The organism is Enterococcus sp. DIV0691 (genome assembly GCF_051711145.1).
Classification (GTDB): Bacteria; Bacillota; Bacilli; order Lactobacillales; family Enterococcaceae; genus Enterococcus_B; species Enterococcus_B hirae.
The window spans coordinates 2,550,229-2,575,226 of sequence record NZ_JBIOLY010000001.1; the positions used below are offsets into that span (position 1 = coordinate 2,550,229).

The 24,998-nt window shown below is 37.0% G+C and carries 19 protein-coding genes; 4 read left to right on the plus strand and 15 right to left on the minus strand.

The window, feature by feature from the left end; all coding sequences use genetic code 11:
* Window positions 1-368 precede the first annotated feature (368 nt).
* The 7 genes from IGJ11_RS11660 to rlmH form a co-directional block, all read right to left on the minus strand.
* Window positions 369-1,661 (minus strand): 5-methylcytosine restriction system specificity protein McrC, encoded by a 1,293-nt coding sequence (locus tag IGJ11_RS11660; RefSeq protein WP_096708718.1) that lies wholly within the window; start codon window positions 1,659-1,661, stop codon window positions 369-371.
* Entirely contained in the window at window positions 1,639-3,615 is a 1,977-nt protein-coding gene (locus IGJ11_RS11665) for an McrB family protein (RefSeq protein ID WP_242697185.1), read from the minus strand. Before IGJ11_RS11665 ends, IGJ11_RS11660 begins: the two co-directional genes overlap by 23 nt.
* Window positions 3,616-3,738: 123 nt before the next feature.
* A complete protein-coding gene (locus tag IGJ11_RS11670; protein ID WP_207432678.1) occupies window positions 3,739-6,894 on the minus strand; it encodes a type I restriction endonuclease subunit R in 3,156 nt (1,051 codons plus the stop codon).
* Window positions 6,895-6,906: 12 nt separating this feature from the next.
* Complete coding sequence (locus IGJ11_RS11675) at window positions 6,907-8,094, minus strand: restriction endonuclease subunit S (RefSeq protein WP_207432677.1); 1,188 nt, start codon at window positions 8,092-8,094, stop codon at window positions 6,907-6,909.
* Entirely contained in the window at window positions 8,087-9,679 is a 1,593-nt protein-coding gene (locus tag IGJ11_RS11680; protein ID WP_207432675.1) for a type I restriction-modification system subunit M, read from the minus strand. The genes IGJ11_RS11675 and IGJ11_RS11680 overlap by 8 nt, the downstream gene beginning before the upstream one ends.
* A 299-nt stretch (window positions 9,680-9,978) precedes the next feature.
* Window positions 9,979-10,884, minus strand: a complete 906-nt coding sequence (locus tag IGJ11_RS11685; RefSeq protein ID WP_207432673.1) for an EcsC family protein — start codon at window positions 10,882-10,884, stop codon at window positions 9,979-9,981.
* 163 nt (window positions 10,885-11,047) lie between these two features.
* The gene (gene rlmH, locus IGJ11_RS11690) at window positions 11,048-11,527 is read right to left on the minus strand and encodes a 23S rRNA (pseudouridine(1915)-N(3))-methyltransferase RlmH (protein WP_002317110.1); all 480 of its coding nucleotides are present in this window, start codon (window positions 11,525-11,527) and stop codon (window positions 11,048-11,050) included.
* A gap of 452 nt (window positions 11,528-11,979) precedes the next feature.
* On the opposite strand from rlmH, the gene IGJ11_RS11695 reads away from it, so the two are divergent.
* Window positions 11,980-13,266, plus strand: a complete 1,287-nt coding sequence (locus IGJ11_RS11695) for a S1C family serine protease (RefSeq protein ID WP_010737045.1) — start codon at window positions 11,980-11,982, stop codon at window positions 13,264-13,266.
* A gap of 57 nt (window positions 13,267-13,323) precedes the next feature.
* Here the strand turns inward: IGJ11_RS11695 and ytpR are convergent, their stop codons facing one another.
* The 4 genes from ytpR to pepA form a co-directional block, all read right to left on the minus strand.
* Window positions 13,324-13,929, minus strand: coding sequence for a YtpR family tRNA-binding protein (gene ytpR / locus IGJ11_RS11700; RefSeq protein ID WP_010737044.1), 606 nt, complete (start codon window positions 13,927-13,929; stop codon window positions 13,324-13,326).
* Window positions 13,930-14,238: 309 nt separating this feature from the next.
* Entirely contained in the window at window positions 14,239-14,706 is a 468-nt protein-coding gene (locus IGJ11_RS11705; RefSeq protein ID WP_002317107.1) for a universal stress protein, read from the minus strand.
* Window positions 14,707-14,735: 29 nt separating this feature from the next.
* Window positions 14,736-15,056 carry a thioredoxin family protein gene (locus IGJ11_RS11710; protein ID WP_002317106.1) on the minus strand — a complete coding sequence of 107 codons (321 nt, stop codon included), beginning with the start codon at window positions 15,054-15,056 and terminating at the stop codon, window positions 14,736-14,738.
* A gap of 292 nt (window positions 15,057-15,348) precedes the next feature.
* Window positions 15,349-16,428, minus strand: a complete 1,080-nt coding sequence (gene pepA / locus IGJ11_RS11715; protein ID WP_010720947.1) for a glutamyl aminopeptidase — start codon at window positions 16,426-16,428, stop codon at window positions 15,349-15,351.
* A 198-nt stretch (window positions 16,429-16,626) separates the two neighbouring features.
* Between pepA and IGJ11_RS11720 the strand changes: the two genes are divergently transcribed.
* Window positions 16,627-16,980 (plus strand): PepSY domain-containing protein, encoded by a 354-nt coding sequence (locus IGJ11_RS11720; RefSeq protein WP_002317104.1) that lies wholly within the window; start codon window positions 16,627-16,629, stop codon window positions 16,978-16,980.
* Window positions 16,981-17,151: 171 nt separating this feature from the next.
* Window positions 17,152-18,108, plus strand: a complete 957-nt coding sequence (locus IGJ11_RS11725) for a glycosyltransferase family 2 protein (RefSeq protein ID WP_002317103.1) — start codon at window positions 17,152-17,154, stop codon at window positions 18,106-18,108.
* 75 nt (window positions 18,109-18,183) lie between these two features.
* On the opposite strand, the gene IGJ11_RS11730 is transcribed toward IGJ11_RS11725, so the two are convergent.
* On the minus strand, window positions 18,184-19,641 hold the full coding sequence (locus IGJ11_RS11730; RefSeq protein WP_088745602.1) for an NAD-dependent succinate-semialdehyde dehydrogenase: 1,458 nt from the start codon (window positions 19,639-19,641) through the stop codon (window positions 18,184-18,186).
* 294 nt (window positions 19,642-19,935) lie between these two features.
* On the opposite strand from IGJ11_RS11730, the gene IGJ11_RS11735 reads away from it, so the two are divergent.
* Window positions 19,936-20,814 carry a cation diffusion facilitator family transporter gene (locus IGJ11_RS11735; protein ID WP_010737041.1) on the plus strand — a complete coding sequence of 293 codons (879 nt, stop codon included), beginning with the start codon at window positions 19,936-19,938 and terminating at the stop codon, window positions 20,812-20,814.
* Window positions 20,815-20,878: 64 nt separating this feature from the next.
* On the opposite strand, the gene IGJ11_RS11740 is transcribed toward IGJ11_RS11735, so the two are convergent.
* The 3 genes from IGJ11_RS11740 to IGJ11_RS11750 form a co-directional block, all read right to left on the minus strand.
* On the minus strand, window positions 20,879-22,750 hold the full coding sequence (locus tag IGJ11_RS11740; protein ID WP_207432639.1) for a glycosyltransferase: 1,872 nt from the start codon (window positions 22,748-22,750) through the stop codon (window positions 20,879-20,881).
* 189 nt (window positions 22,751-22,939) lie between these two features.
* Entirely contained in the window at window positions 22,940-24,244 is a 1,305-nt protein-coding gene (locus IGJ11_RS11745; protein WP_251850027.1) for a glycosyltransferase family 2 protein, read from the minus strand.
* Window positions 24,244-24,753: a hypothetical protein gene (locus tag IGJ11_RS11750; RefSeq protein ID WP_207432638.1), complete on the minus strand. Its 510-nt coding sequence runs from the start codon at window positions 24,751-24,753 to the stop codon at window positions 24,244-24,246. Before IGJ11_RS11750 ends, IGJ11_RS11745 begins: the two co-directional genes overlap by 1 nt.
* Window positions 24,754-24,998 lie beyond the last annotated feature (245 nt).

Here is a 24,998-nt window from a genome sequence, read left to right on the forward strand (position 1 = left end):
AAGCCGAAACCAACAAAAAATAGATCCCTATCTCTAGATACCCATTGATAGACTTTATCGTGCAAATTTCATTAAGTAACGTACTTTCTTTCAAAAAAACGTAAAAAACATTTATTAAGATGTTGGAATATGAGTAAAAAACCAGGTTAACTCGTTCATGAGTTAACCTGGTTTGGTGGGTGGGGTGGTTATGGTGTGGGTATCGTAAATAAATGGTATTTATAAACCACTTCGAATGTGGGAATAGATGTATTTTATCTTCCCAGTTTACTTAGCATAACTTTCTTTCTATTTTAGATAATCAGGCTCCGATCACACCTATTAAACATTTTATTGAATTTTTTGAGAAAAATTGCTCTGACTTCTACTTATTGAAAAGTAGTTTTTAATGCTGTTTCCACCTCTTTGATCTGTTTTACAAATTCAGAATAGCTTGAAACCGCTTGCGGGATAAAAAAACGGTACGTAAATACTTCCCCTCCTAATCCATGTAACATACCTATTTTTTCATATCCTTGTTTTTCAGGACGAGGATCAGAGGTAGGTTGCAGAAAGCCGCCTTTCATTATATCTGCTTGATCTGAATTCATAATATGAATATATGTGACTAACTGATTATAGTCATTTCTAGTATCAAGATGTTTTTTGTATTTTGTATCAATTAGTATATTATTAAATGTAAAATCTGGATATCGTGGGGAACGGTTGGGCTCTTGAAATAAATGCATTGTTGCTAACCCTTTATCTCTGCCATAATGTTTCCACCCAGTGACTTTCCCAATGTATTCTTCCCATAGCCAAGACACATCGATAATGATCCCATGTATCTGATTTTTATCACTTCCAAATCCTGATTTTTCTTCCGATAAAATTTGGATACAGAGTTGTTGAAGAGCCGAATACTCCTCGTAATAGCTGTGTTTGACTTTATGAATAATATTCTCTTGAAGGATATCAGAACGATTGATTTTGGCATAATCAGGTGTGGCTTGTTTGATTAGAGTTACGTTTTCTTTTGTATCCTTATTTCCACTCAGCAAAAAATCGTATTCATTTATGATTTTTTCGATGGTATGGCGAATGAGCTGGGTTAGACGATTATTGTAACTAAACTCTCGTGTTCGATAAGCAACTTTCCCAACGAAAGGGACATTCGATCGAATATGTCTTGCAATGTCAATGTTCCCCTTGATATTAGCATTATTGTATTCTCGTTTAACATATTCTTTGTATAACCCTTTACGCATTGCTTCATTCAAATAATAAGGGAAAAGAAACACTAACAAATCATAGTAGGACATCTTTTTGGATGAGCTAAAATGATAATTAATGACATTATAATTCAAAACACGTTGAAGCATATAACGTAAAAAGTAATCTTCTTGATTCGCTTGATTGCTGAATCTGGAATGAATTTTTAATTCATCCGTTGAATCACTTAAGATACCGACAATATTACAAGTCCAAATTTTTCCATTTCTGGATTGGAATATCAAGTTATCTTCGCTTAGATCCTTGGATTGTTTTAACTGTTGTGGAAAAATAATAAAGTTTTCTTTCGATAAACTATCGAGATCACGATTTACCAAATTCGCAATGATAGGATGCTTTGCAACTGAGTCATTGATTTCTTGATTATCAAGTATGGGTTTCAGCTTCATCTGAATCACCGTCATTAAAATAGACCTCTTCTATCATTACTAATTTTTCTGCAGCCTGATGTTCACCACGGAAATAGTCTTTCAACAATGGATATAACTTAGTATTCCATAATTCTTCCATTGTTTCCTTACCATTATCAACACCTAAAAAATAACTAGCACCAATTTGGTAATCAGTGGATAATCCACCTATTTCTTCGGCAATGATCGCATCATTTAAACGCTTCATAAGCTTTTTCGTTTTCTCTTGAATCAGCATATTTTTTGCTGACATCTCTGCTGATATTTCTAAGAATGTAAACCGACGACGCATAGCAAAATCAAACGTATCCACAGAACGATCAATATCATTCATCGTTCCAATAATATAAACATTGTTAGGGATATAGAACTTTTCTTCAGGATTTGCATGGAGATTCGCATACTGTGTGTAAACACCTTCTTCATATCCACGATAACTTGGATCAATTGAGAAAAATAGTTCACCAAAAATCTTGGAAATTTCACCGCGATTGATTTCGTCAATGATAAATACGTAGTTTTGATTATTCGTAGAATCATTTGTTGAAGATATAAAGTTTTTTAAGCCAAATTCTTCTTTTAAATGCTTTACAATCGCTTTTCGATACGCATCAAATCCACCTTTTGGCGTACCAGGTAATCCGCGATAAACATTATATATTTGGTCATGATTCAAATAAATAGTAGTTTTAGCAGGATAAACTCCTTGAATTGCATTTCTTTCATAAGCTAGTAGATTACGTACCGGTTTACCAGACAATGTTTCAAGTTTATTATATCCCTCTCCCTCTATACTAGCTTCCATCACCGCATCAAAAAAATTAGCCCAAGCTTCTTCAAAATTATCTTGTCCATTTACGCTCTTTGTTTTCTTTGCTTTTTCAACAAAACTTTTAAAGCTTCCATCTTTTAAAGTAAAACTGACAACGCCATCATCTGAAGTTGTGGGACGTAACCCTTCAATAAAATCCGTATAATCATAACTAGGATGAAACTGGACAAACCCAATTCGGCTCTTTTCATCTTCGGTCAATTCATTGATTTGTGTCGTTCTACCATTAGAAACAACATCAGCTGCTATTTTTTTGGCAAGAAATGTTTTTCCTGTACCAGGAGCTCCACGTAGAATAAGGTTTTTAGCCATTACCAATTGATTAGAATAATGGCTTTGATAAGTACTCATCCTTATAACACCTTCTTTAGAATGCGATGGAAGTTTAGCGTCATCCATTACTACATTTCTATAACTCCAAAGAATAGTACTTAACAAATCTCCATCTAGTTCAGGATGCTTATTTGAGATCATAGTAGTAATATCAAAGTTTCGTTTATATGCACCACCATTTTGTTCTGATGAGACAAGCTTCTCCCAAACTTCTTTCTTGTCCTTATTCATATTGATACCAGAAAAAATCGGACCCTTGGAGTAAGCACATAATAGTTTCATTACCATAGATGGTCTACTATAAAAAGAATTATTATAGGTAAACGCATCATCCTCAAAAGATCTTGCTATTCCTGCTTTTATTATTGTAATTAAATCATTTTTTAACTTGGCAAATTTATCATCAAGAACATCTGCCAAAATAATTTCCTTATTCTGGTCACAATATGCTTGATGTTTTTTACTCCAATAAATACCGAATTTCCCCGCACTTCCACCTTTTATTCCAAGGTAGAGCTTCGCATATTTTCCATGCTCTAACTCATAACATAGTGATTTGTTTTGAGGCCCTTTCCCACTTACATATTCATCAAGAGTCATCGTGCTAAGTCTTTCAAGTGGCCATTCATCGAGGAACTCATTTGCTAACACATCATTCTTTTTTTTCCATGATTCGGCGTTTTTCAATAATTCTTCTTTATTCTCAAGATACCATTTAGAGAAATTATCTAAATTTACTTCTTCAAGCAAGTTATTCTGTTGTGTCAATGCATTCACCTCATCATCAATAGCTTCGCTTTAGTTTAATTTATTATATTTTTTAGTTGAAATTTTAACAGCTTTCATCATAACATCTATTTGTTGTCATTCAGTTTCTTTTACTCTTTCCTTTTACCTCAACTCATTCTCAAGAGGAATCAATTCATCATCTAACATTTTACGCCATGCTCGCTTCATTTCTTGTGGATATTTAAAAGGCTTCGCTTCTGGGTGTTTAGCTTTGTATCCTTCGTAATCCTTACTGCTGATAATTGCTTTCATATTAGGGATTTGAGTCTCCCCAAGCATATATTGCATATTCGAAGCATGTAACTCTTTTTCTGAAACAAACCATTCATTAGAAAAAGTATGAATCAACTGATCTCTTGCTTGCGTAAAGTAGTGACGTTTGATAACAAAAATATCATCTTTACTATCTAATGTTCCTAGGTCAAACGCATTTAAAATTTGACGATAAACTTCCTTCACACCTTCAGTTTTATTCAATTTCGTCAAAGCTTTCTCAATTTCTTCCCGGGCATCGGTACTGTTTGCCGCGTAAGTCCCTAGCAATTGATCAATATAAGTAGAATCAATATCGTACAACTTAATCGTATGTTCATTATAGAATTCAATCGTAGAAAAATCTTGGCCCTTGCCATCAGGTACTACCTTTTCTTCCATTAAAGAGCCCTTTATAGTCTCGTATACACCGATTTGTTCTTCTAAGAGTTGAATCTGATTATTCAAAGTCGGGGAGGTTGCCATATCATCATTGTAATCATCATAGGTTACTAATGCTTCATAGGCCCGATTTAATTCCTGAAATGCTTTGACATATTCTACACGTGTTTCAATCGGTGAATGCTCATCAATTGATTCAATCGGCGAAAATTCTTTTAACTTACTATACGCTTTTTTAAATCTTTTTTTCGATTCTTGATAATTTGGATAAATCAAGCCTGATTCTTCTTTTGCTTCTGAATACAATTTTGTTGCACCTGCGACATTCTTCTCCATTGTTGCTGGCTTGCGGAATGTAACGATTAATCCTTTTGTTTTTTCCGGGTACGTACGGTTAGTACGCGAAAAGGCTTGAATCAATCCAGCATACTCTAAATTACGATCCACAAATAATGTTTGAATCGTTGGCGCATCAAATCCCGTCAGTAACCGATCTACCACGATCACTAAATCAATTTGTTTCCCAAATTGTTTGAACTCCGCTCTTTTTCTTGCTAAACGATTATTGATATCCCCGTTATAACGTTCAATATCCGCTAATGACCATGCGGTATGGTAATACTGATTGTATTCCTCGATAATTTTCTGCATTTCCTTTTGTTGCGCACTAGAATCTTGGTTATTTTCCTCTAAAGAATACGTAATAGCGATACGTGGAAAATCAAGATCTTCCATCGTTCGTCCTTCACGAATGGGCTGATCTGGAAATTCTTTTGTTAACCAGTCAGGTTCTTTCGTCATTTCTTTGATCGCTCGATAATATTTTTTAGCCATGTCAATGGAACTTGTGGTTAAGATCGCAGACTTTGTCGGACGACCATTTCGAAAATCGAATTTCGTATAGGCGTTATCTGGACGAAATATTTTATGGATCACTTTCTGGATATGTTCCTCTACTTCAAAAGTAGCTGGTTCCAAGTAACTTTCTTTCTTGATAGGTTCCATTTGATCAATCATCTGATTGATCTGTTCTGGTGAATAGTCCACATATTTATCTACTTCTTTTAATTTACGGTAAATTTTATTCGCTAGCGAAGTTGGCTCAACTGTATCTTCATGCTCTACTTGAAATCCTAAAACGGAACCATCTTCCAGGGCATTCTTGATGGTGTAAGTATGCAACACCTCTCCATATTGATCATGGGTCGTACGTGCCAGTTGCCCTTTTGCTTGCTTCCGATTTTCAGGAAAAATTGGCGTACCTGTAAACCCAAACCAGGTAGAGTTTGGAAACATTTTTTTGATTTCTTCCATATTTTCAGCACTTAACGCCCGATGGCATTCATCGACCACAAAAACGATGTGTTGACTCATCAATTTTTGGAAGCGATTGGTCCCTTTTTTCTCTTCTTGTTTCTTCGCATATTTCAATGCCGCATCCAGTTTTTGACGAGTGGTAATGATCACGACATTCGCATTGGCATCTGCTAATAACGTCTCACTTAATTCTTTGGCGCTCCCCGTTCCTACAATCAAGCTATTCGCTTTGGCGTTTCCTGAAGAAATCCCCGTATTAAATTCCGAAGCAAATTTTGTAAATTCCGTTGTCGTTTGATTATCTAAATCTTTTCGGTCCACTAACATAATCGTCCGATCGATCCCCGATTTTCGTGCTAAAAGCTTAGTAGATACAAAGCTAGTCAATGTCTTTCCTGAACCAGTCGCGTGCCACACATACCCTGATTGATGTTTATTTGCAGCAATAAACAATGCTTGGATCGCATGGACTTGATAAGGATGTAACACCATGAGCGTTTTATTGTCTTGATCTTCACTAACGATCGTGTAATCCGCAATCAATCGATGAGCATCTGGAATATTTAATACTTGCTTACAAAATTCATACAAGTTCTCTACTTTTTTATTATCTTTCGTTCGCCAACTAAATAAAAACTTGCGATGTAAGTCTTTCGGTAATGCGTTCGCAAAATAACGAGTCGTTTGTTCATTTGACACAACGAACAACTGTAAAGTCGAAAAGATATTGTTCCGAAACATTCCTTCTTCTGCATATTTTTTGATTTGGTTAAATGCCTGATAAACGCCATCTTTAGCGGTCACTTGCTTCAACTCAACTTGTACGATTGGCAAGCCATTGATCAGTAACGTGACATCAAAACGGCGATCCCGTGCATCTGCACTACTTCCTTGTTTCGCAATTTGATGTACCACTTCATAGGTAGAGATTCCACCACCAATATCTTGGTTCGAATAAAGAACCAGTGAGATAGAGCCTAACTGCGAATCTTCCCGTTCAATCGTGATTCGTGCCATGCCATTTTCACCTTTCAACCATTTGGCAGCATCAAAAGGTGTTTGTGTTCGTAGTAACAATTCCGTTTTGATCGTTTCAAATTCCCGATCGGTCAAAGGAGAATCATTCAACTCTGCTTGATTGTTAAAAACAATTTTTTCTCGAAGATTCTGCCACAGATCCGCTTCTGATTTTAAATCTGGACGATACGTCCACTGATTATGCCCTTCTCCAAGTACACGAATCAACTGTTCTTCGACTTCCGCTTCCTCACGGTGACTAATTTTCATTTTTCTTCCCTCCTAAACAAACATCTTTTGCAAGAAGCCTTTTTTCGTTTCTTTTAGTAAATCTAACTTGCGTTGATGAAGAGCGATAGTGTCGTCGAGTTGTTTAAAGAAAGTGCCAATTTTTTGTTGTTCTTTTACGTCGGGAATAGTAATTAGAGCTTCTCTAATATCATTTGAATTAATACTTTCAAATGTTGACCCTGTGCTATATCTATTCCAATAGCCATTCTCTTTCATTTTTCCGAGTTGTTGGAAAATAAAATCATTTCCTTTAATGGCTGCAACTCCACGTCCCAAAACTACATCATACTCAGTTTTCCCAATGTCTCCCACTGGAGCGCGAACACTTAAAATCAGATCACCTTTTTCTGCTTGTTTTGTAACTTGAGTAGTCCAAACTCTTGGAACAACTCTATTGTTTTTCATATCTGCATTTCCTTGAACTAAAATATAATCGTTTGGATTATCTGTATAATTTTCTGAATTTGGGGATTGTCCCATAACAATCTGAACAACTTCCCCCAACTTACGCTGTTCCCAATCATCCGTAAATCCAGGAAACCGAATTTCTGGCACTTTTGCTCCGTCTTTAGGGAACATTTTTTGTAGAAAGCCTTTTTTCGTTTCCTTCAGTAAATCTAATTTGCGCTGATGAAGAGCGATGGTATCGTCGAGTTGTTTGAAGAAGGATCCGATTTTTTGTTGTTCATCCGAATCTGTTACAAATAATACAGTGTTCCTAATTGTTTTCAATCCTAAATTTTTAATTGTGGTACCAGTTAGATTATTAATAAAGTGTTTTCTCATCCCCGGTGTTTGCAGGTAAAAGAATACAAAATTTTTATCAAAATCAGACACTGTTAAATATGCAACACTTTTTCCTAACATTACTTTTTCATTGTTATACCAAGCTAAGTTTCCTATAGTACCATTTATAGACATCAAAATAGTATTAGCATTAAGTGATTTATCATCTTTTGATTGATCTGATTCATTAACAAATTTAGTTTCTTTAGTTATGTTTATTTTTCCATTTACAAGATTATTCCCATTTATAAAAAAAACATCGCCATCTTCTCTATAAATAGGAGTTCCATGCAATCCGTCACCAATTTTCGAGATCCCGTCTATCAACTTACGCTGTTCCCAATCTTCCGTAAATCCAGGGAATCGAATTTCTGGTTGTTTATCCTTACTCATGCTTAAACACCTCCAGCGCACCTTGTAACCACGCTTCATTTTCAGGTGTTGTTTGCAGGGAAGAGATAGCTTCTAAAAGTTCTTTTTCTAGCACTTGCTGTTCTTGTCGTATCTTCTTGATGTCATTTCCGACATGAACCATATCAATTGGTTCTTCTTCTTCGAAGGTATCCACATAGCGTGGGATATTTAAGTTATAGCCATTTTCTTTGATTTCCTCAAAGGTCGCTAAATGGGCATATTTCTCGACATCTTTTCTATCTGCGTAGGTTTCGAGGACTTTTTGAATATTCTCTTCTGATAATTTGTTTTGATTTTTCCCTTTGACAAATTCTCGACTAGCGTCAATGAATAATACATCTCGAGTTTGTCGGTTCTTTTTCAACACAATGACTGTGGTGGGAATGGATGTACCAAAGAACAGGTTCGCAGGCATACCAATCACGGCATAAATACTGCCATCTTCTAACAACTTTTGTCGAATGGTCCCTTCTGCCGCTCCACGGAATAAGACGCCGTGTGGTAAGACGATCGCCATCGTTCCTGTTTCCTTCAAATGGTAAAAACCATGGAGAAGAAATGCAAAATCCGCTTTTGATTTTGGTGCTAATTTTCCATAACGATTAAACCGAGAATCGTCTAAAAAGGTTGCATCAGCCGACCATTTTGCCGAGTATGGGGGATTCATCACCACTGCATCAAAGGTGTAAGGTTCATTCGTTGGCCAGTCTTTGTTTAGCGTATCACCATTACGGAGATTCATATCTTCGCCATCTACTCCATGTAGAATCAAGTTCATTTTTGCTAGGTTGTAAGTTGTGGTATTTAATTCTTGTCCATGATATTTGACGTTGTTTGGATGAGTTAAGTAGTTGCGAACGTTTAACATCAATGAGCCTGACCCCATCGTTGGGTCAAAAACGCTAAAGAATGGACGATCTTTTTGATCCAACGTCACGATTTGTGCCATCATATCAGAGACCATATGAGGGGTATAAAATTCGCCGGCTTTCTTCCCTGCTTCAGAAGCAAATTGACTGATCAAAAATTCATACGCATCACCGATCACGTCTCCATCATGTCCTAAAACATCTACGTCGTTCAATTTCTTGATAACTTCGGTAATCGTGACATTTCGTTGTTGCTCATCTGTCCCAAGTTTTTTCGATTGGAGATCCACATCATCAAATAACCCATTGAATTGGTCATAGGTCGTTGAAAGTTGTACAAATGCTTTATTTAAATCATTCAATTGAAAAATTGCTTGTTTTGCTTGATCTGCTAACACATTGAAAAGATACTCTGGTGAGATCGCATAACCTAAAATATCCACGATCGTAGCGATCAAATCTTCCTTTGACTCCTCATCTGAGAGTAACTCACGGTACAACTTGGTTTGTTTGGTTACGGTGTCATATTCTTTTAAGGATTCATCTGCTAAAAGGACTACTTGCTCCAACAAACGATCGGATAAATATTTATAGAAAATCAACCCCAACAAATAATTTTTATATTCTGACGCATCCATTTTGCTACGGAGATTATCTGCCGCACTAAATAATTTTTGATTCAATTCTGCACCCAAAAAGATACACTCCTATCTCTTGATTAAAGTATCTATACTATAGCTATATACCCTCCTATTTTAGCATACTCGCTTTTAGAAAACCCAAAAACTAAAGGAATAATCTTGTTCTTGTTAATAGGACACGTGAGGGATGTCTCTAACACAAAAATAGCCCATTCATCTGTATCAAAATGATTGGGCTTTATGAATATAATCTATTAAATTCATTACTTTTATAACTAATAAATTAAAGATACCGTTCTTATTTTCTGAAATTTATTGAGTGCTAAATACTTTTCTGTGACATACAATTAATTCTATTTCGAAAGTATGTTTTGTTTAAGTGATATAAATTCTTCTTCAGTAATAATTTTTTGTTCCAATAGACTATGTGCCTTTTCTATTTGTTTGATGATAAATTCACTTTTCATGCTATTTTCTGATAAATTAGATTCATTGACGATGATGTCTTCAACGTTTAAAATTTTCAAATCTTGTTTCAAATTTTCTTCGGAATAATTGATGCCTTTTCTCAATTCATTTTTTAGTTTTGTAGCCATCGGTTTCATTGAAAAATAGTTCAAACCTCCTGATACTACCCCACCTACAACAGGCACCATTTTGGAAACACCTTTTGCAAATGTTGCTTTTGTTAGTTTGGTCCCAAATACTGCAAGTACTTTCTTTATTACTGGATAATAGATGGTTTTTGTTAATGCTTTTTGCGGGATCTTTTTCAAAGCCTGTACCGATAGTTTTCCTGATAATACCCTAACAGCAGAGCTAGCAGTGGATACGCCTAACATGATACCTAGATATAAAATCAGCGTTTCCTTAGCTTCTTTAGTCAATTCACCTTGTTGATTCCAAATATCTTCATAACCATAGATGTAAGAAACTTCTTGTGCCAATTTTAAAGAATATCCGTAAAACTGTGTGATATCTGCTGGTATTGTTGCTGCCATAGCTATTCCTCCAGGTAATCCTGTAGCAAATGACAATGTACTAGATTGGGCAACGATAGAATAGATTCGATTATTTGCAGCTCGATCTAAATCATCTATAGATAAAAATGCTTGTGGGCCCTCTTCAATTAATTGATTAACATCTTCTACCTTGTCACCAAATACTTTAACTAAAAATTCTGAACGATTCACTTTTACGATAGGCAATTTTAGCGATTCATTTACTACTCTTAATGCCAAACTTTCATTATTTTCCAAACCTATTCCTTCCTCTCATTTATAAACAGTTCTTAGATAAACATATCTTTGTATATCAGATTCAGTTTCTATTTCCGATGAACATATTATATACCTCTATCTCGAATAAATTTATGAAAATATAAGCTAATTTCACTAGTGATTTTTCCTTTTAAATATCTCCTCACTTATGATAAGGCGCACCCGCATTGATTCGAAAAGCACGGTAGATTTGTTCGACGAGGATCAAGCGCATGAGTTGGTGGGGGTAGGTCATTTTTCCAAATGAGATTTGGGCGTTGCTGCGTTTCATGACGGCTTCGCTTAAGCCGAGTGAGCCACCGATGACAAAAGTGATCTGGCTTTTCCCTTGGATTCCTAGTTGGTCGATTTCTTTGGCGAAAGCTTCACTGGTTGGATTTTTCCCTTCGATTGCTAGTGCGTAGACGTATTCTTGTTCTTTGATTTTGCTCAAGATCCGCTCGCCTTCTTTTTCTTTGACTTGGCGCATTTGAGCTTCACTCAAGTTCTCAGGTGCTTTTTCATCAGGGACTTCGATTCGTTCGATTTTAGCGTATGCTTGCAGCCTTTTGACGTATTCATTGATTCCTTGGATCAAGTATTTCTCTTTTAGTTTACCGACTGAAATGATTTTGATATTCAATTGCTTTACTCCTTCATTTTTCCTCTTCATTGTTCGTTGTTCGTATTTCCTTCTTTTCTATTATAACGAAATGTTTGCTAAAAGAAAAAGCGAGTTATTTTTTATTTATTTAAAGATTCCCACATAGTTATGCACATCATCCACAGGTTTATCCACAGAAAAGGCGATGATTCTGGCTTATTTTATAAGTATTTCTTAAGCAAACGTATGTTTTGCACCGATTTATCCACGTTGTCCACATCTTGTGGATAAAAAAGGGTATTGTTTTTCTGCGAGTTTTCCGCTGATTTCTACACAGGATTTGTGGAAAACTTTTTTCTTATTTTTTCATCTGAACGCAATGATTTTTCCTAAAGTTTTTCATAAAAAGTTCATAGTCTCCAAGTAGACTAATCTTAACAAATAAGTCTATACTTAGAGATAGAAGAAAATGATAAATGGAGGCAGATCACATGGAGAGAAAAGATGTGACACCAAAAATGAAAAAGAATAATGGAATCTGGCGTAAGCTGGGTCTAGGCTTAGTCGGTGGAATTATTGGGGGCTTGGTAACGGCTGGTATTTTTTATGCTGTCATGGGTTCTGGAAACGCAGCGTCAAATTCGGGTGGTCATCAAAATTCAGCGGGCGAAACTGTCGTTGAGAATGTCAAAGTCAATGTCGATTCAGATATCACGAATGCGGTCGATAAAGTCCAAGATGCGGTGGTATCTGTTATCAATCTTCAAAGCCAAAATCAAGGGACCAACGGCTTTGGTCAACTGTTTGGCCAACAACAACAAGAAAGTTCTGATGATAGCAATCTAGAGGCTTCTAGTGAAGGTAGTGGTGTCATCTACAAAAAAAGCGGTAATTCCGCTTATATCGTAACGAATAATCACGTAGTGGAAGGCCAACAAGGATTAGAAGTTTTATTAAAAGATGGAACAAAAGTCAAAGCTGAATTAGTCGGGACGGATGCTTATTCTGACTTAGCCGTTTTGAAAATCAGTGCAGATAAAGTGAACAAAGTTGCTTCATTTGGTGACTCTAATTCATTGAAAGTAGGTGAACCTGCGATCGCAATTGGTTCTCCTCTAGGTTCTGAATATGCCAACTCTGTGACTTCGGGGATCATCTCTTCATTGAATCGCCAAGTAACCAGCACGAACGAGTCAAATCAAACGGTCAATATCAATGCGATCCAAACAGATGCTGCGATTAACCCTGGTAATTCTGGAGGTCCATTAGTTAATATTGAAGGTCAAGTAATCGGGATCAATTCAAGTAAAATTGCAAGTACTTCTGCTTCTTCATCAGGTGTAAGCGTGGAAGGAATGGGCTTTGCGATCCCAAGTAACGATGTAGTAAATATTATCAACCAACTTGAAAAAGATGGAAAAGTAACCCGTCCTGCTCTAGGGATCACAATGGTTGACCTTTCAGCCGTTTCAACCCAACAACAAGAACAAATCTTGAAAATTCCTGAGTCTGTGACAAATGGTGTGATTGTTACCAGCGTTCAACCGGCGACACCTGCAGAAAAAGCTGGCTTGAAACAATATGATGTCATTACAAAAATCGATGATACTGATGTTTCTTCTGGTGTAGAATTACAATCTGTCTTGTATCAGAAAAAAGTCGGCGATTCAGTGAAGGTCACTTACTATCGCGGAAAAGAAAAGAAAACAACAACAATTCAATTAACAATTGATCAATCCGCATTAAAACAAAGTCAATCAGAGAACTCTGGTAACTAATAACTAATTTCCTATACAAAAACAGCACGGTTGCTCGGCAACTGTGCTGTTTTTTGCTTATTTTGGAAATGCTTCGCCAATCACTGCATCTTCTGGTAAAACAAGGATCCCTTTTTCTTTCGGTGCATCTGGTAATTGTAATTCTTTCGCCGAACAAATCATTCCGTGACTTTCAACCCCACGTAATGTTCCTGGCCAAATCATCATTCCATCAGGCATCATAGCTCCTGGTTTGGCAACAACGACTTTTTGTCCTGCTTCAATGTTCGGAGCGCCACAAACGATTTGTAAGACTTCCTCTTTACCTACTTGTGTTTCAGTGATCGATAAGTGATCAGAATCAGGATGTGGTACGCAAGTTTTGACGTAGCCAACAACGATTTTTGGTTCATTTTCTTCTGTTAACGTTTCTTCAAAACCAGCTTCTTTGATCAAGCGGTTCAACTGTGCAATTTGTTCTTCTGTTAGTTTGACCTGTCCATTACCTTCGATCGTAAGATGGTCGGAGATATGGAAAAAATTCCAGCCAACGATTTGTCCTGTTTCATCTTTGATTTGAGCAACATTCCATTTACGGATGACCGTATTTTCGGTTCCATTGTCATTTGAGACGATGACCATCAAGGTATCTCCCACGTGCGCTTTATTATAAGCAAAAATCATGTTTTTTCCTCCATTATCCTTTGCTGACATTTATCTTAACAAAAAAAAAGTTTTTGTGCATGCTTTTTTTCATTCTTCAAAAAAAGTGCGAACAACTATTTTCTTAGTTATGGAATCGCAAGAATTTACAATAGCAACGAGCCTGTGAAAGATATCTTGCCCTTCACTCTAAAAAACGAGTAAACAGCATGCAAAAAATCGCTCTATCAGAAAATTTGCCGGAGAATCCCAAAAATAGGAGGAACTATTTTCGGATTCTCCGGCTTATTTCTTAGAGCTAGGCCTATCACTATCTCTTAGTTAACGTATTTAATTGTCGGTGTTGTTCTCCACTTCATCAGAGACAATCAAGACATCACATGGTGCTCGGCGGATGACATAGCTGGAAACACTACCTGTCATAAATCGTTCAACCGCATTTAATCCTGATTGACCGACCATGATCAAATCGATCGCATATTTTTTTGGTAAGTTGACTGCCATTGATTCTCTAACAGAACCATAAGCGACGATTCCTTCGATTTTTTGATAGTCAACTGTTTTTCCATAAGCTTTGCAGTCTTCGATCATTTGTTTCGCTGCTTCTGTTTGTTGGTCAACTAGCGTTTGATCTATTGGGACATAGCCCATGAAATTATAAAATTGTTGGTCGATCACATTTGCTACATAGACGGTTCCGTCGTTTCTTCGAGCAACCTCAACTGCTTTTTTAAAGGCAGAAAGTGCTTGCTCACTTCCATCGATCCCGACCAAAATATTTTTATATTCTTGTTCCATCCTGATCCCTCCTAACAAATATCCAGATGTTAGCCGTTCGTCACACGATTTAAAAAATCCTCGATTTCTTGTTTTGTTTTCCGATCTTTATTCACTAGACGACCTAATTCTTTACCGTCTTTGATCACTACAAAACTTGGGATTCCAAAAATGTTCCACTCAGCGGCTACATCTATGTATTTGTCACGATCGACTTCAATAAAACGCCATGCGGCAAAATCATTTTCTATTTCTGGCATTTGAGGCTTGATAAAGCGACAATCGCCACACCAATCTGCGGTAAAGAAAAAGACACTGTTCCCTTTTTCAACGTAACCTGCTAATTCTTCTAAGTTTTCTGGAATAATCATTGCTGTCCCTCTTTTCTTCTTATATTTAAATTATACACCTTTCTTTAAAAGTCACCAACTCCTAACCAGTCCTCACTTTTGTATTCAAAAAATTCAGATGCATCAACCAAAAAAACGATTCACCGATTTCCCCCGTATTTACTGACTGACGACAAAACAAGAAGACCTAAAAAGGAAGCCCAATAATAGGACTTCCTCTATTTCTGAACTTCTTAACTATTTATACTATCCTTCGCTTATCTCTGTTCCACGATCCATGGTTCTCGTTTCACTTCGTTTAAAGGATGTATTCTTATTTTCCGTAAACGATCGTATTGACAGTCGATTTGTCTAATCCTTTTAATGTTTGGATCAACATCTCTCTTGCTGCTTCAAAGTCACGAATGCTAAACATTGTTTGATGTGTATGAATGTAGCGTCCTACGACTCCGATCACCGTACTTGGGATTCCTTCGTTTTGTGTATGTGCCGCACCTGCATCTGTGCCGCCTTTTGAGACAAAGTATTGATATGGAATGTTGTTTGTTTCAGCCACGTCTAATAAGTATTCACGCAAGCGTGGTAACATGATCAATCCTGGGTCTTGGATACGCATCAACGTTCCTTCACCTAGATGTCCGAATGTCCCTTTTTTCGTTACCGTATCGTCTGCTGCTGAGCAATCGACTGCAAAGAATAAATCAGGTTTGAATTTGTTGACAGAAGCTTTTGACCCACGTAAGCCAACTTCTTCTTGCACGTTTGCTCCTGCGATCAATGTATGACCTAGTTTTTCATTTTGCAGCGCTTCTAACGCTTCTAACACCATTGTACAACCATAGCGGTTATCCCATGATTTACTGATGATATTTTTGCCATTAGCCGTTTTGATAGTTTCAGCGAATGGTACGATCGTATCGCCTGGCAATACGCCAAAGCTCATTGCTTCTTCACGTGATTCAAAACCAGCATCAAATAAGATATCTGTCACTTCCACTGATTTTTGGCCGCTTGTTCCACGTAATAAATGTGGTGGAACAGAAGAAGAAATACATGGGTAATTTTTGCCAGAAGAAGTCTTCAATGTGTAGCGTTGAGCAGAAACCACATACGGATTCCAGCCACCTAAAGGTACAACTTTGAATAAACCGTTGTCCTGGATTTGGGTTAGCATAAATCCTACTTCATCCATATGAGCCGCAACCATCACGCGTGGGGCATCTGCCTCTTCATGTTGGCGTAAGCCAAAGATTCCACCTAAACCATCTAGTTGTAATTCGTCCACTAAGGGTTCCATGTGCGCTTCCATATACGCACGAATGTCTTGTTCAAAACCACTTGTTCCTTGAAGTTCTGTTAACTCTTTGATTCGTTGAAATGTTTTTTCATCCATAATAAAGTTCGCCTAAGATTCAGACTATGCTCCTCTCAAATTTATAGTTGACTGACTAATTTGTATTACTCTTAGTCAATCACTCACATTTATTATAGCTTATTTTAATTGATAGCGGTTATTTATTTCTAAGAAAAACACAGAGTATGGTAGAATAAATGAAGATAATCTTTTTGGACAAAGAAGGAGGTAAGACGTATGTATTCTGAAGAATGTGAGTCAAATAATTTTAAAAACGGTCTTGCTATAGGTATCGGACTTGGTTTAATCAGTGGCATCACTTCAATGGTTTTGTATCAACGTAAGAAAACGTTATCAGCCGATCAAGTCTTAGAACAAGTCAAAGAATCATTCTTAAAAGAAGGCTCCATTGAGGGGTCTTGGATCTCATTTGAAAAAGAACCGACTAGAAAATTTGCGATCCATTCCAAAGCTTATCGTGGAGGGATTTCCCGCCTGGAAGATGGTGAAATCATTTGCTACGAATTTTTAGCGGATGCGTATACCGGCACCGTGTTAGAGATTTCAAGAAAAAAGAATGAATTGATTTAATAAAGCGAAGCCTCAGCCATCACCATTAACATAAAAATAGTGGTTTTATACGGGGCTTTTTACAATAGAAACAAAAAGAAGTGAAAATTCTCTCTAGGTACTAGCATTTAAGAATTTGATACAGTATTCTTAATAGAGATTTTGTTTTCTATGATTTAAGGAGAGTGAAAAATGGAACAACAAGAGAAAATTGCTGTTCTGATTCCTTGTTATAATGAAGAAGCGACGATTTCAACAGTCATTGCAGACTTTAGACGAGAATTACCGGAAGCAGAGATTTACGTATATGACAACAATTCGACTGATACCACCTATGAACTTGCCGTGGCGTGTGGGGCAATCGTCAAAAAAGAACCAAGACAAGGGAAAGGAAATGTCATTCGGCAAATGTTTTTTGATATTGATGCAGATTACTATCTCATGGTGGATGGTGATGATACCTATCCTGCCGAAGCGGTGCATGGATTACTGGATAAACTTCGCTCAGGTGAAGCAGATATGGTAATTGGTGACCGACTTTCAAATGGGACTTACTTTGACGAAAACAAACGTCCGTTTCATGATTTTGGGAATAATTTAGTGAAAAATACAATCACACGATTATATAAAACAAAAATACGAGACGTCATGACAGGCTATCGAGGATTTAATCGTATTTTTGTCAAAAGTTTCCCGATCATGAGTTCCGGATTCCAAATCGAAACTGAGCTGACGATCCATGCCTTAGACAAAAAATTCAAATTGGTCGAATTGCCGATCGATTACCGAGACCGTCCAGAAGGCAGTGAATCGAAACTGAATACATTTTCTGATGGATTTAAAGTGATCATGATGATCGTTAAAATGTGGAAAGACTACAAACCATTGATGTTTTTTGGCATCTGGACCTTTTTCTTTTTTGTATTCGGCTTATTTGCCGGTGTTCCAGTGATCCGAGAGTATATGCTGACTCACTTTATCACACGGGTACCTTCTGCTATTTTAAGTACCGGATTGATGATCCTTGCCTTACTTTCATTAGTTACTGGGTTGATTTTAGATACTGTTGTAACGAATGCCAAAAAAGAATATGAACTAAATCTCTATCATGTCTATCATGAATGTCGAAAGCAAGAACAACAGAAATAACGTAGAAATAACCAAAGAAACTAGCTGGGAAGAATCTAGCTTCTTTGGTTATTTTTTTGCTTTTTGATACGCTAGTTATTTAGCTGTCCGAATCGTCACAAACTTCGCTACTACATATTCTTCCACACCGTAAGTTCCATTTTCCCGACCAAAGCCTGAATGCTTGACCCCTCCAAATGGCGTAGCTGAATTTGAAATAGCTGTATCATTGACACCGACCATCCCATATTGGAGTTTCTGGCTAACATTCGCGATCGTGTGGATATTCGTTGAGAAGAAGTAAGAAGCTAACCCAAAGATGGTATCATTGGCATCTTTGATCACTTCCTCTTCTTCCTTAAACGCAATCAACGGAATCACTGGTCCAAAGGTTTCTTGATAAAAGATGTCCATTTCCTTCGTGACACCATCCAAAACAGTGGGTTCAAAGAAATAGCCATGCGCATACTCGCCTTCTGTCAGTCGTTGCCCACCTGCTAAAATCTTGGCTCCTTTATCTACGGCATCTTTGATTTGTTCTTCTACCTTTTCCACACCTTCTTGATTAATCAATGGACCTGTCGTTGGATCATCTAAGCCATTACCAACGGATACTTGTTTGATTTTTTCGACGATCAATTTCGTAGCTTCTTCTTTGATTGCTTCATGAAGAAAAATTCGATTAGGCGACGTACATACTTGTCCGTTATTGATGAATTTTGTTTTGATCAATTGATCAGTTGCTAATTCTAAATCTGCATCTGGAAAAATAATCAACGGCGCATGTCCGCCTAGTTCCATGGAAACTTTTTTCAACGTTGATGCTGCTTGTTTATTTAAGATTTGACCTACTTCTGTCGAACCAGTGAAAGTGATTTTTTGCACGTCTTCTGATTCGGTTAGAATTTTACCGATCGTTGAGGAGTCTCCAGTCACGATATTGACGACTCCTGGAGGAAAGCCAGCTTGATCAAAAAGCTCCATTAACGCCAATGCAGAAAGCGGTGTCGCTTTTGCTGGTTTTAAGATAACCGTGCAGCCAGCCGCGATTGCTGGAGATATCTTACGGATAATCATATTGGATGGAAAGTTCCAAGGAGTGATTGCACCTACTACTCCAACTGGTTCTTTACGTACTTGCCATTCATTGGTTGCCGGAGAAGGAATGATCTCGCCTAAGATTCTTTGCCCTTCGGCAGCATTCCACCGCAAATTTTCAACATTCGTGTTGATTTCTGAAGCAGCTTGTTTGAGTGGCTTTCCTTGTTCCATCGTCATGATCGTAGCTAAACGTTCACTGTCTTCTTCCACTAGATCTGCCATCTTGTTCATTAATTTTGCCCGTTGAGCAGGAGAAGTTTTTGACCACTCTTCAAATGCTTTCTTAGCGGCTTTGATTGCTTCGTGGGTTTCACTTTCTCCACCTTTTTGAACATTCGCTAAGGTTTCACCTGTTGCAGGGTTGATCACCTCGAAGGTACCTTCTGTTCCTGTCTGCCATTTGCCATTGATATAAAGACGAGTTTCGACTTTTGGTAAATCTCTTTTTGCCATGTGTCTCTTTCCTCCTTCTTATTCGGTACAAATCTACCCTAACACGGTTAAATTTAAAGCTCAAAGCATACGCATCAGATGACTTTCCTGCTTTTTGTTTTTAGCTGATTTCTGAATCTACTGCAGGTGTCATCATAGCTGATTCCCTTTGATTCGCTGCTCCTATCGATTCAGTTAAGCTCGGGATAGTTCCAAATTTCGCCTATCCAAAACCATTATATTTTCCACACTTTTAATGATTTTATTCGAAAATATTATAAGATAATAAAATACTTTATGTTGGAGTGAAAATGTGTGAACAAAGACAGATATAAACAATTGAAACAAGCAGAATTAGGTGCAATCATCAGTATTGTCGCTTATATCGTAGTCTCGATACTGAAGTTGACTATCGGGAATCTCGCAAATTCTGAAGCGTTAAGAGCAGATGGCTTAAACAATTTTACGGATATCCTAGCTTCAGTTGCTGTATTGATCGGTTTGAGAATCTCACGCAAACCTGCAGACACTGAACATCGCTATGGTCACTGGAAAGCCGAAAATATTGCGAGTTTAATCACTTCGTTTATTATGTTATTGGTTGGTCTGGAAGTCTTGTACTCTTCGATTCTCTCGATTACTGACAAAAAAATGGAATCACCTGATATGACCGCAGCCATTGTTGGGATTGTCTCAGCGCTGATCATGTACGGGGTTTATCTCTTTAATAAAAAACTAGCCACAAAAGTCAACAGTCCTGGTTTACTAGCTGCTGCGAAAGACAATCTTAGTGACGCGTGGACAAGTATCGGTACAGCCGTGGCAGTGTTTGCGGCCTCCTTCAATTTGGGTTGGTTGGACAGTGCCGCTGCAATCGTCGTGGGTTTATTGATTTTAAAGACAGCGGTTGATATCTTTAGAGAAAGCTCCTTTTCTTTATCTGATGGCTTTGACCAACAAAAATTAGAGCGCTACAAACAAGCAGTCAATAACATCCCGGAAGTCCAAAGCGTGAAGAGTATCAAAGGACGTACTTATGGTTCAAATACCTATGTAGATATCACTGTTACCATGGACCCTAATTTGACTGTCAAAGAAAGTCATGATATTTCTGATTTGATCGAACATACTTTATTTGAACAATTCCAAGTCCACGAAACGGATGTTCATGTCGAGCCTGTGGAGAAGTCTTGAATAGCTGATAAAAAATGAAAAAAGAATCATTCGCTTTTTTTGAAAAGCGAGTGATTCTTCTTTTTTAGCTTTCTACTAAATCATCTTCCATATCAAATTCTAGTTGTTTGGCAGCATTCAGTTGGTCACTATAATAACTCGCTAGTTCTTCCGCTGATTGTGGGGTCAAATCTTCAAATGAGAAAGTGGTGTAAGCTTCCTGTGTTTCTCGACACACTGAAGTAATCTGCAACCCTTGTTGTTGATCAACAAACATATAGTTTTCTCCTGGAATGAATGATTCCCCACCAGTTCTGATCCGAAAGCCATTAAAACTCATTTGATACATCTCAAAAATTTTCGAATCATAGGATAACTGACGATTGACTGTAATACTTAATGCTTCACTGTCACTTTCGATATCTCGGTTTTTACCGATCGTGATGGCATAAAACAAGCCATAAAGATTATAGACTGACCATACTAACGTAACAATATAACCAAATTCATAGCCTTCCCCACGAATCAATCGGTAAAAAGCAATGATACAAGCAAAAAGAATCCAGCAAAAAAGAACGATATGCGGGAACACCGTACGCCAATCAAATGCGTTACTCCCGACAATTTCTTTTTTCGTTACGTTGAATTTCTTTTGTGGTTTGAAAAATTCTTTTAATAATGCTCCTGTGTGGATCGGTGCCACAAAGCAATCATAAATGTGAGAACTCGTTAGATTTCTTATTTTAGGCACGTATAACCTAAAGGATAAGGTGATCATGACAAACGGCGGTAAAAAGAATAGTAACAATTGATGGTTGTTACTTCTAACAAGAAAAATATCAAAAACCATAAACAGCGTAGGAGCTAATAAAAAAATAATTTTCTGGAAAGAAGTAAACCAATACAAATAAGAGTTGTAATAACATAACTTTTGCATCAATGACAACCCTTTTAACTTTCGTGGCTTGAAGTGGTCAAAAATCTGCTTCGTACCTTGTGCCCAACGCGAGCGTTGGGAAGCTAGTTCTTTCGCTGTATAAGGGGTAATTCCCAATGCATAAGCCTTGTTGATAAAGAGGGTCTCGTAGCCGGCATTTTGTAACAACATTCCTGTCGCCATGTCTTCTGTAATACTATTCGTTGGAACCCCACCGATTTCTTCTAAAGCACTTCTTCTAATAATTGCATTTGTCCCGATATGGATCAGGGCATTTTCTCGAGAAAGAGCTGGCTCCAAAAAGCGCATAAATAATTCTTGCTCATTATAAAAGGAATTTCTTAAAAGCTGAAATGGATCTTTATTATAGAAGGTTTGAGGATATTGAACGAGTGCCATTTTAGGATTTTTGAAATAATTAACGGCTTCAAAAATAATATTTTTTTTGACAATAAAATCTGCATCCAATAGTAGTACGAGGTCACTAGTCGTTTGTGAGAGTGCATAGTTGATGTTGCCAGCTTTCGCATGCTCATTGCCCTCTCGTGATAAATAACCGATGGAAAAACGTTCTGCCATCTCTTTTAATTCCTCACGATGACCATCATCGCAAATATATATTTTTTTATTGGGATATCGTAACGCTTTGACAGCCAAAGCCGTGGCGATCACTAATTTACTATTTTCGTTATACGTACAAATAAACGCCGCAACACTTGGTTGAAAACTCTCGTCATAGGCCTCATAGAGATGTTCATTTGACAATTTATTCGAAAATAGGTAAATAAAAAAACCGTAGACAAATAACCCGATAAATTCTGCAATGTAAAGAATGATCCCAAATATTAAAGAAACAGAACTATCTATTGGTATGGTATAAAACAAACGCCATATCAAATAAACAACTAAAAAAGTAATCGTGATCTTTGAAAAAAGTTGTTTGACAAAATCATATTTTTTTGCCAATAAATACAACAATATAATTATTAAAAACAACCCCGTCAGATAGTACAATTCCACATTATCTCCTCCTTTATGTTTATATTAAACATTATAATGGTTATTATAAAAAACAGTTAGTAAACGGTTTCTCTGAATCATTTAGCTGTTTTTTTAAGATCATTTAGTTATGCACCAAAAAAAACTGTAGTAAAAGACGACTTTCGTCTTCTGCTACAGTCACTTGTTTGCTAGTCCTTTTCAGTTGCATCATTCACTTTTTCGTTCTGGACTTTTCCATGTGCCGCTTCCGTATCCTAAAATCGTTTTGATTGCTGGGATAAAGGTCGTCATGATAGTGATCGCATTGACCATCCAGAATAACAACATATACAATGGGGCAAATAACATATATTTCAATTTTCTTCCTTGATCGTCTACCACCAAAGATGCAATCAGTTGAAGGATGCCTGAGATCATTTCGAAACAAACAAACAGAAAACTGATCGTCAATGTCCGATAGATTTGTTCAAAATTTCCTTGATAAAGATAAATGCCCATTAAAATAATAAAAACGAAAAATGAAATACAAAAGAACAACGACCAAATAATACTAAAAGTTTGATCAATAAACATGAACGTCCTGCCGATATTTTCAAAAGGATGGAAGAGGACTTTTTTAAAATTCGTCAACCAGACTTCCGTCCCCCCTTTTGCCCAACGTTTTCTCTGACGATAAAGCATCGGCAAACTTACTGGAACTTCCATAAAAAATATGATGGTTGGCGCAAACACCGAGATCCAGCCATTCAACTGATGATCCCACGCAATACTGATATCTTCTGTTGCCCGATCTTGACGAAAGCCGCCAACATCGATCAATGCGTCTTTTCGATACATGGTATTTTCCCCACTGTACGCATAAAGACCGCCAAGTACACCTGCTTGTGTTCGTTTGATGATCCCTACGATGCTCGAAAATTCAACAGTCTGGGATTTTCCAAGTAAAGACGTACGATTTTTCACGTCCATATTGGCAGTAACAGCAGAGATATTTCTACCACCAGGGCGAATAAAGTAATTCACATAATTTGACAAAGCATCTGGTTCAGGTACCGTATCCGCATCATTGCTTAAGATCAATCGACCTTTGGCAAAAGCCATCCCAATATCAAATGCGTGAGCTTTTCCCTTATTTTTATCAATGCGGATCACTCGTAATTTGGGGTATTTTTTTTGTAAACGAGCTAATATTGCCGGGGTTTCGTCAGTTGAACCATCATCTGTCACTAACACCTCATAATTCCCATAATTGATTTTTGTCATTAAATAATCGATTGTGTCTTCAATCACCACTTCTTCATTGTGGGCCGGTACCATGATCGTGATAAACGGTTCGACCTCTGTCGGAATCTCCGCCCAATCAATGTGCTTATATTTAAATAAAAACGAATAGCATAATACCCCAATAAACCATGCAAAACTGCCAAGGATTGGATAAGAAACAAGGATAAAATAAATGATCGTAGCTACAAAATCCAGTAGTTCATTACCTGTATGAATGACTCTGACCATTAGAGTTCGACCCCCTCGTTTTTGTAGAGGTTTTCGATCAAATCTTTTTCAAGATTTTGCTCTTCTGATACTACGTAATAGCAAACCGCTTCACGCTCTTCCTTAGGTCCAAAGCGCATGCTGAATTCCGTTTCTAAAATATCTCGACGCTTTTCTAATTTTTCTTCATCATACATTTTTTCACTTCTTAGCATCGTTTGGTAACGACGATTATTCCAACGAGTCATGAATAAGAATAAAAGAACAAAGCCTAAAAAAGCAACCGCTAAAAATAGCAACAAAAAGGAAAACGTTTTCCGTTGTTCCGGAAACGAATGCCATTGCAATCCTCTCCCTTTCATTGAAGCCCGAAACGAAATAGTTACCCAGACGAATGGAAAAATCACGCCACACCATCCTAGAATCGCAACAATCCATTGCTTGATTTTTAACCGTCGATTTCCTTTGGCAAAAAACTTATCCTTAATCAAAAGAGTTGCTACTTCTTCACGTTTTATTCGAGTATTCATTTTTCTCCCACCTTTAAAAAATAAATTTAGTCCCCTTTTATAAAAACCTTTACATTTTTTTGATGATGACAGCTAGACGAACAATTCATCAAAATGACCAACTAGACCTTACTTATACTTTACTTTTATTGTATTTATTTAAATTTGTTTATTTAATAGTAGCTTGTTTCTTGAAATATGTATGAGATTTGATCTTGACGTTAAGGTTTTCTTAATAAATTAAAATAACTAAAATAATAAAAATA

Excerpts from the sequence above, each read along its gene's own strand:
- IGJ11_RS11660 (WP_096708718.1), bottom strand. The coding sequence starts at position 1,661 with ATGAAGCTGAAACCCATACTTGATAATCAAGAAATCAATGACTCAGTT.
- IGJ11_RS11670 (WP_207432678.1), bottom strand. The coding sequence starts at position 6,894 with ATGAAAATTAGTCACCGTGAGGAAGCGGAAGTCGAAGAACAGTTGATT.
- IGJ11_RS11675 (WP_207432677.1), bottom strand. The coding sequence starts at position 8,094 with ATGAGTAAGGATAAACAACCAGAAATTCGATTCCCTGGATTTACGGAA.
- IGJ11_RS11695 (WP_010737045.1), top strand. The coding sequence starts at position 11,980 with ATGGAGAGAAAAGATGTGACACCAAAAATGAAAAAGAATAATGGAATC.
- ytpR (WP_010737044.1), bottom strand. The coding sequence starts at position 13,929 with ATGATTTTTGCTTATAATAAAGCGCACGTGGGAGATACCTTGATGGTC.
- IGJ11_RS11705 (WP_002317107.1), bottom strand. The coding sequence starts at position 14,706 with ATGGAACAAGAATATAAAAATATTTTGGTCGGGATCGATGGAAGTGAG.
- IGJ11_RS11710 (WP_002317106.1), bottom strand. The coding sequence starts at position 15,056 with ATGATTATTCCAGAAAACTTAGAAGAATTAGCAGGTTACGTTGAAAAA.
- pepA (WP_010720947.1), bottom strand. The coding sequence starts at position 16,428 with ATGGATGAAAAAACATTTCAACGAATCAAAGAGTTAACAGAACTTCAA.
- IGJ11_RS11720 (WP_002317104.1), top strand. The coding sequence starts at position 16,627 with ATGTATTCTGAAGAATGTGAGTCAAATAATTTTAAAAACGGTCTTGCT.
- IGJ11_RS11725 (WP_002317103.1), top strand. The coding sequence starts at position 17,152 with ATGGAACAACAAGAGAAAATTGCTGTTCTGATTCCTTGTTATAATGAA.
- IGJ11_RS11730 (WP_088745602.1), bottom strand. The coding sequence starts at position 19,641 with ATGGCAAAAAGAGATTTACCAAAAGTCGAAACTCGTCTTTATATCAAT.
- IGJ11_RS11745 (WP_251850027.1), bottom strand. The coding sequence starts at position 24,244 with ATGGTCAGAGTCATTCATACAGGTAATGAACTACTGGATTTTGTAGCT.
- IGJ11_RS11750 (WP_207432638.1), bottom strand. The coding sequence starts at position 24,753 with ATGAATACTCGAATAAAACGTGAAGAAGTAGCAACTCTTTTGATTAAG.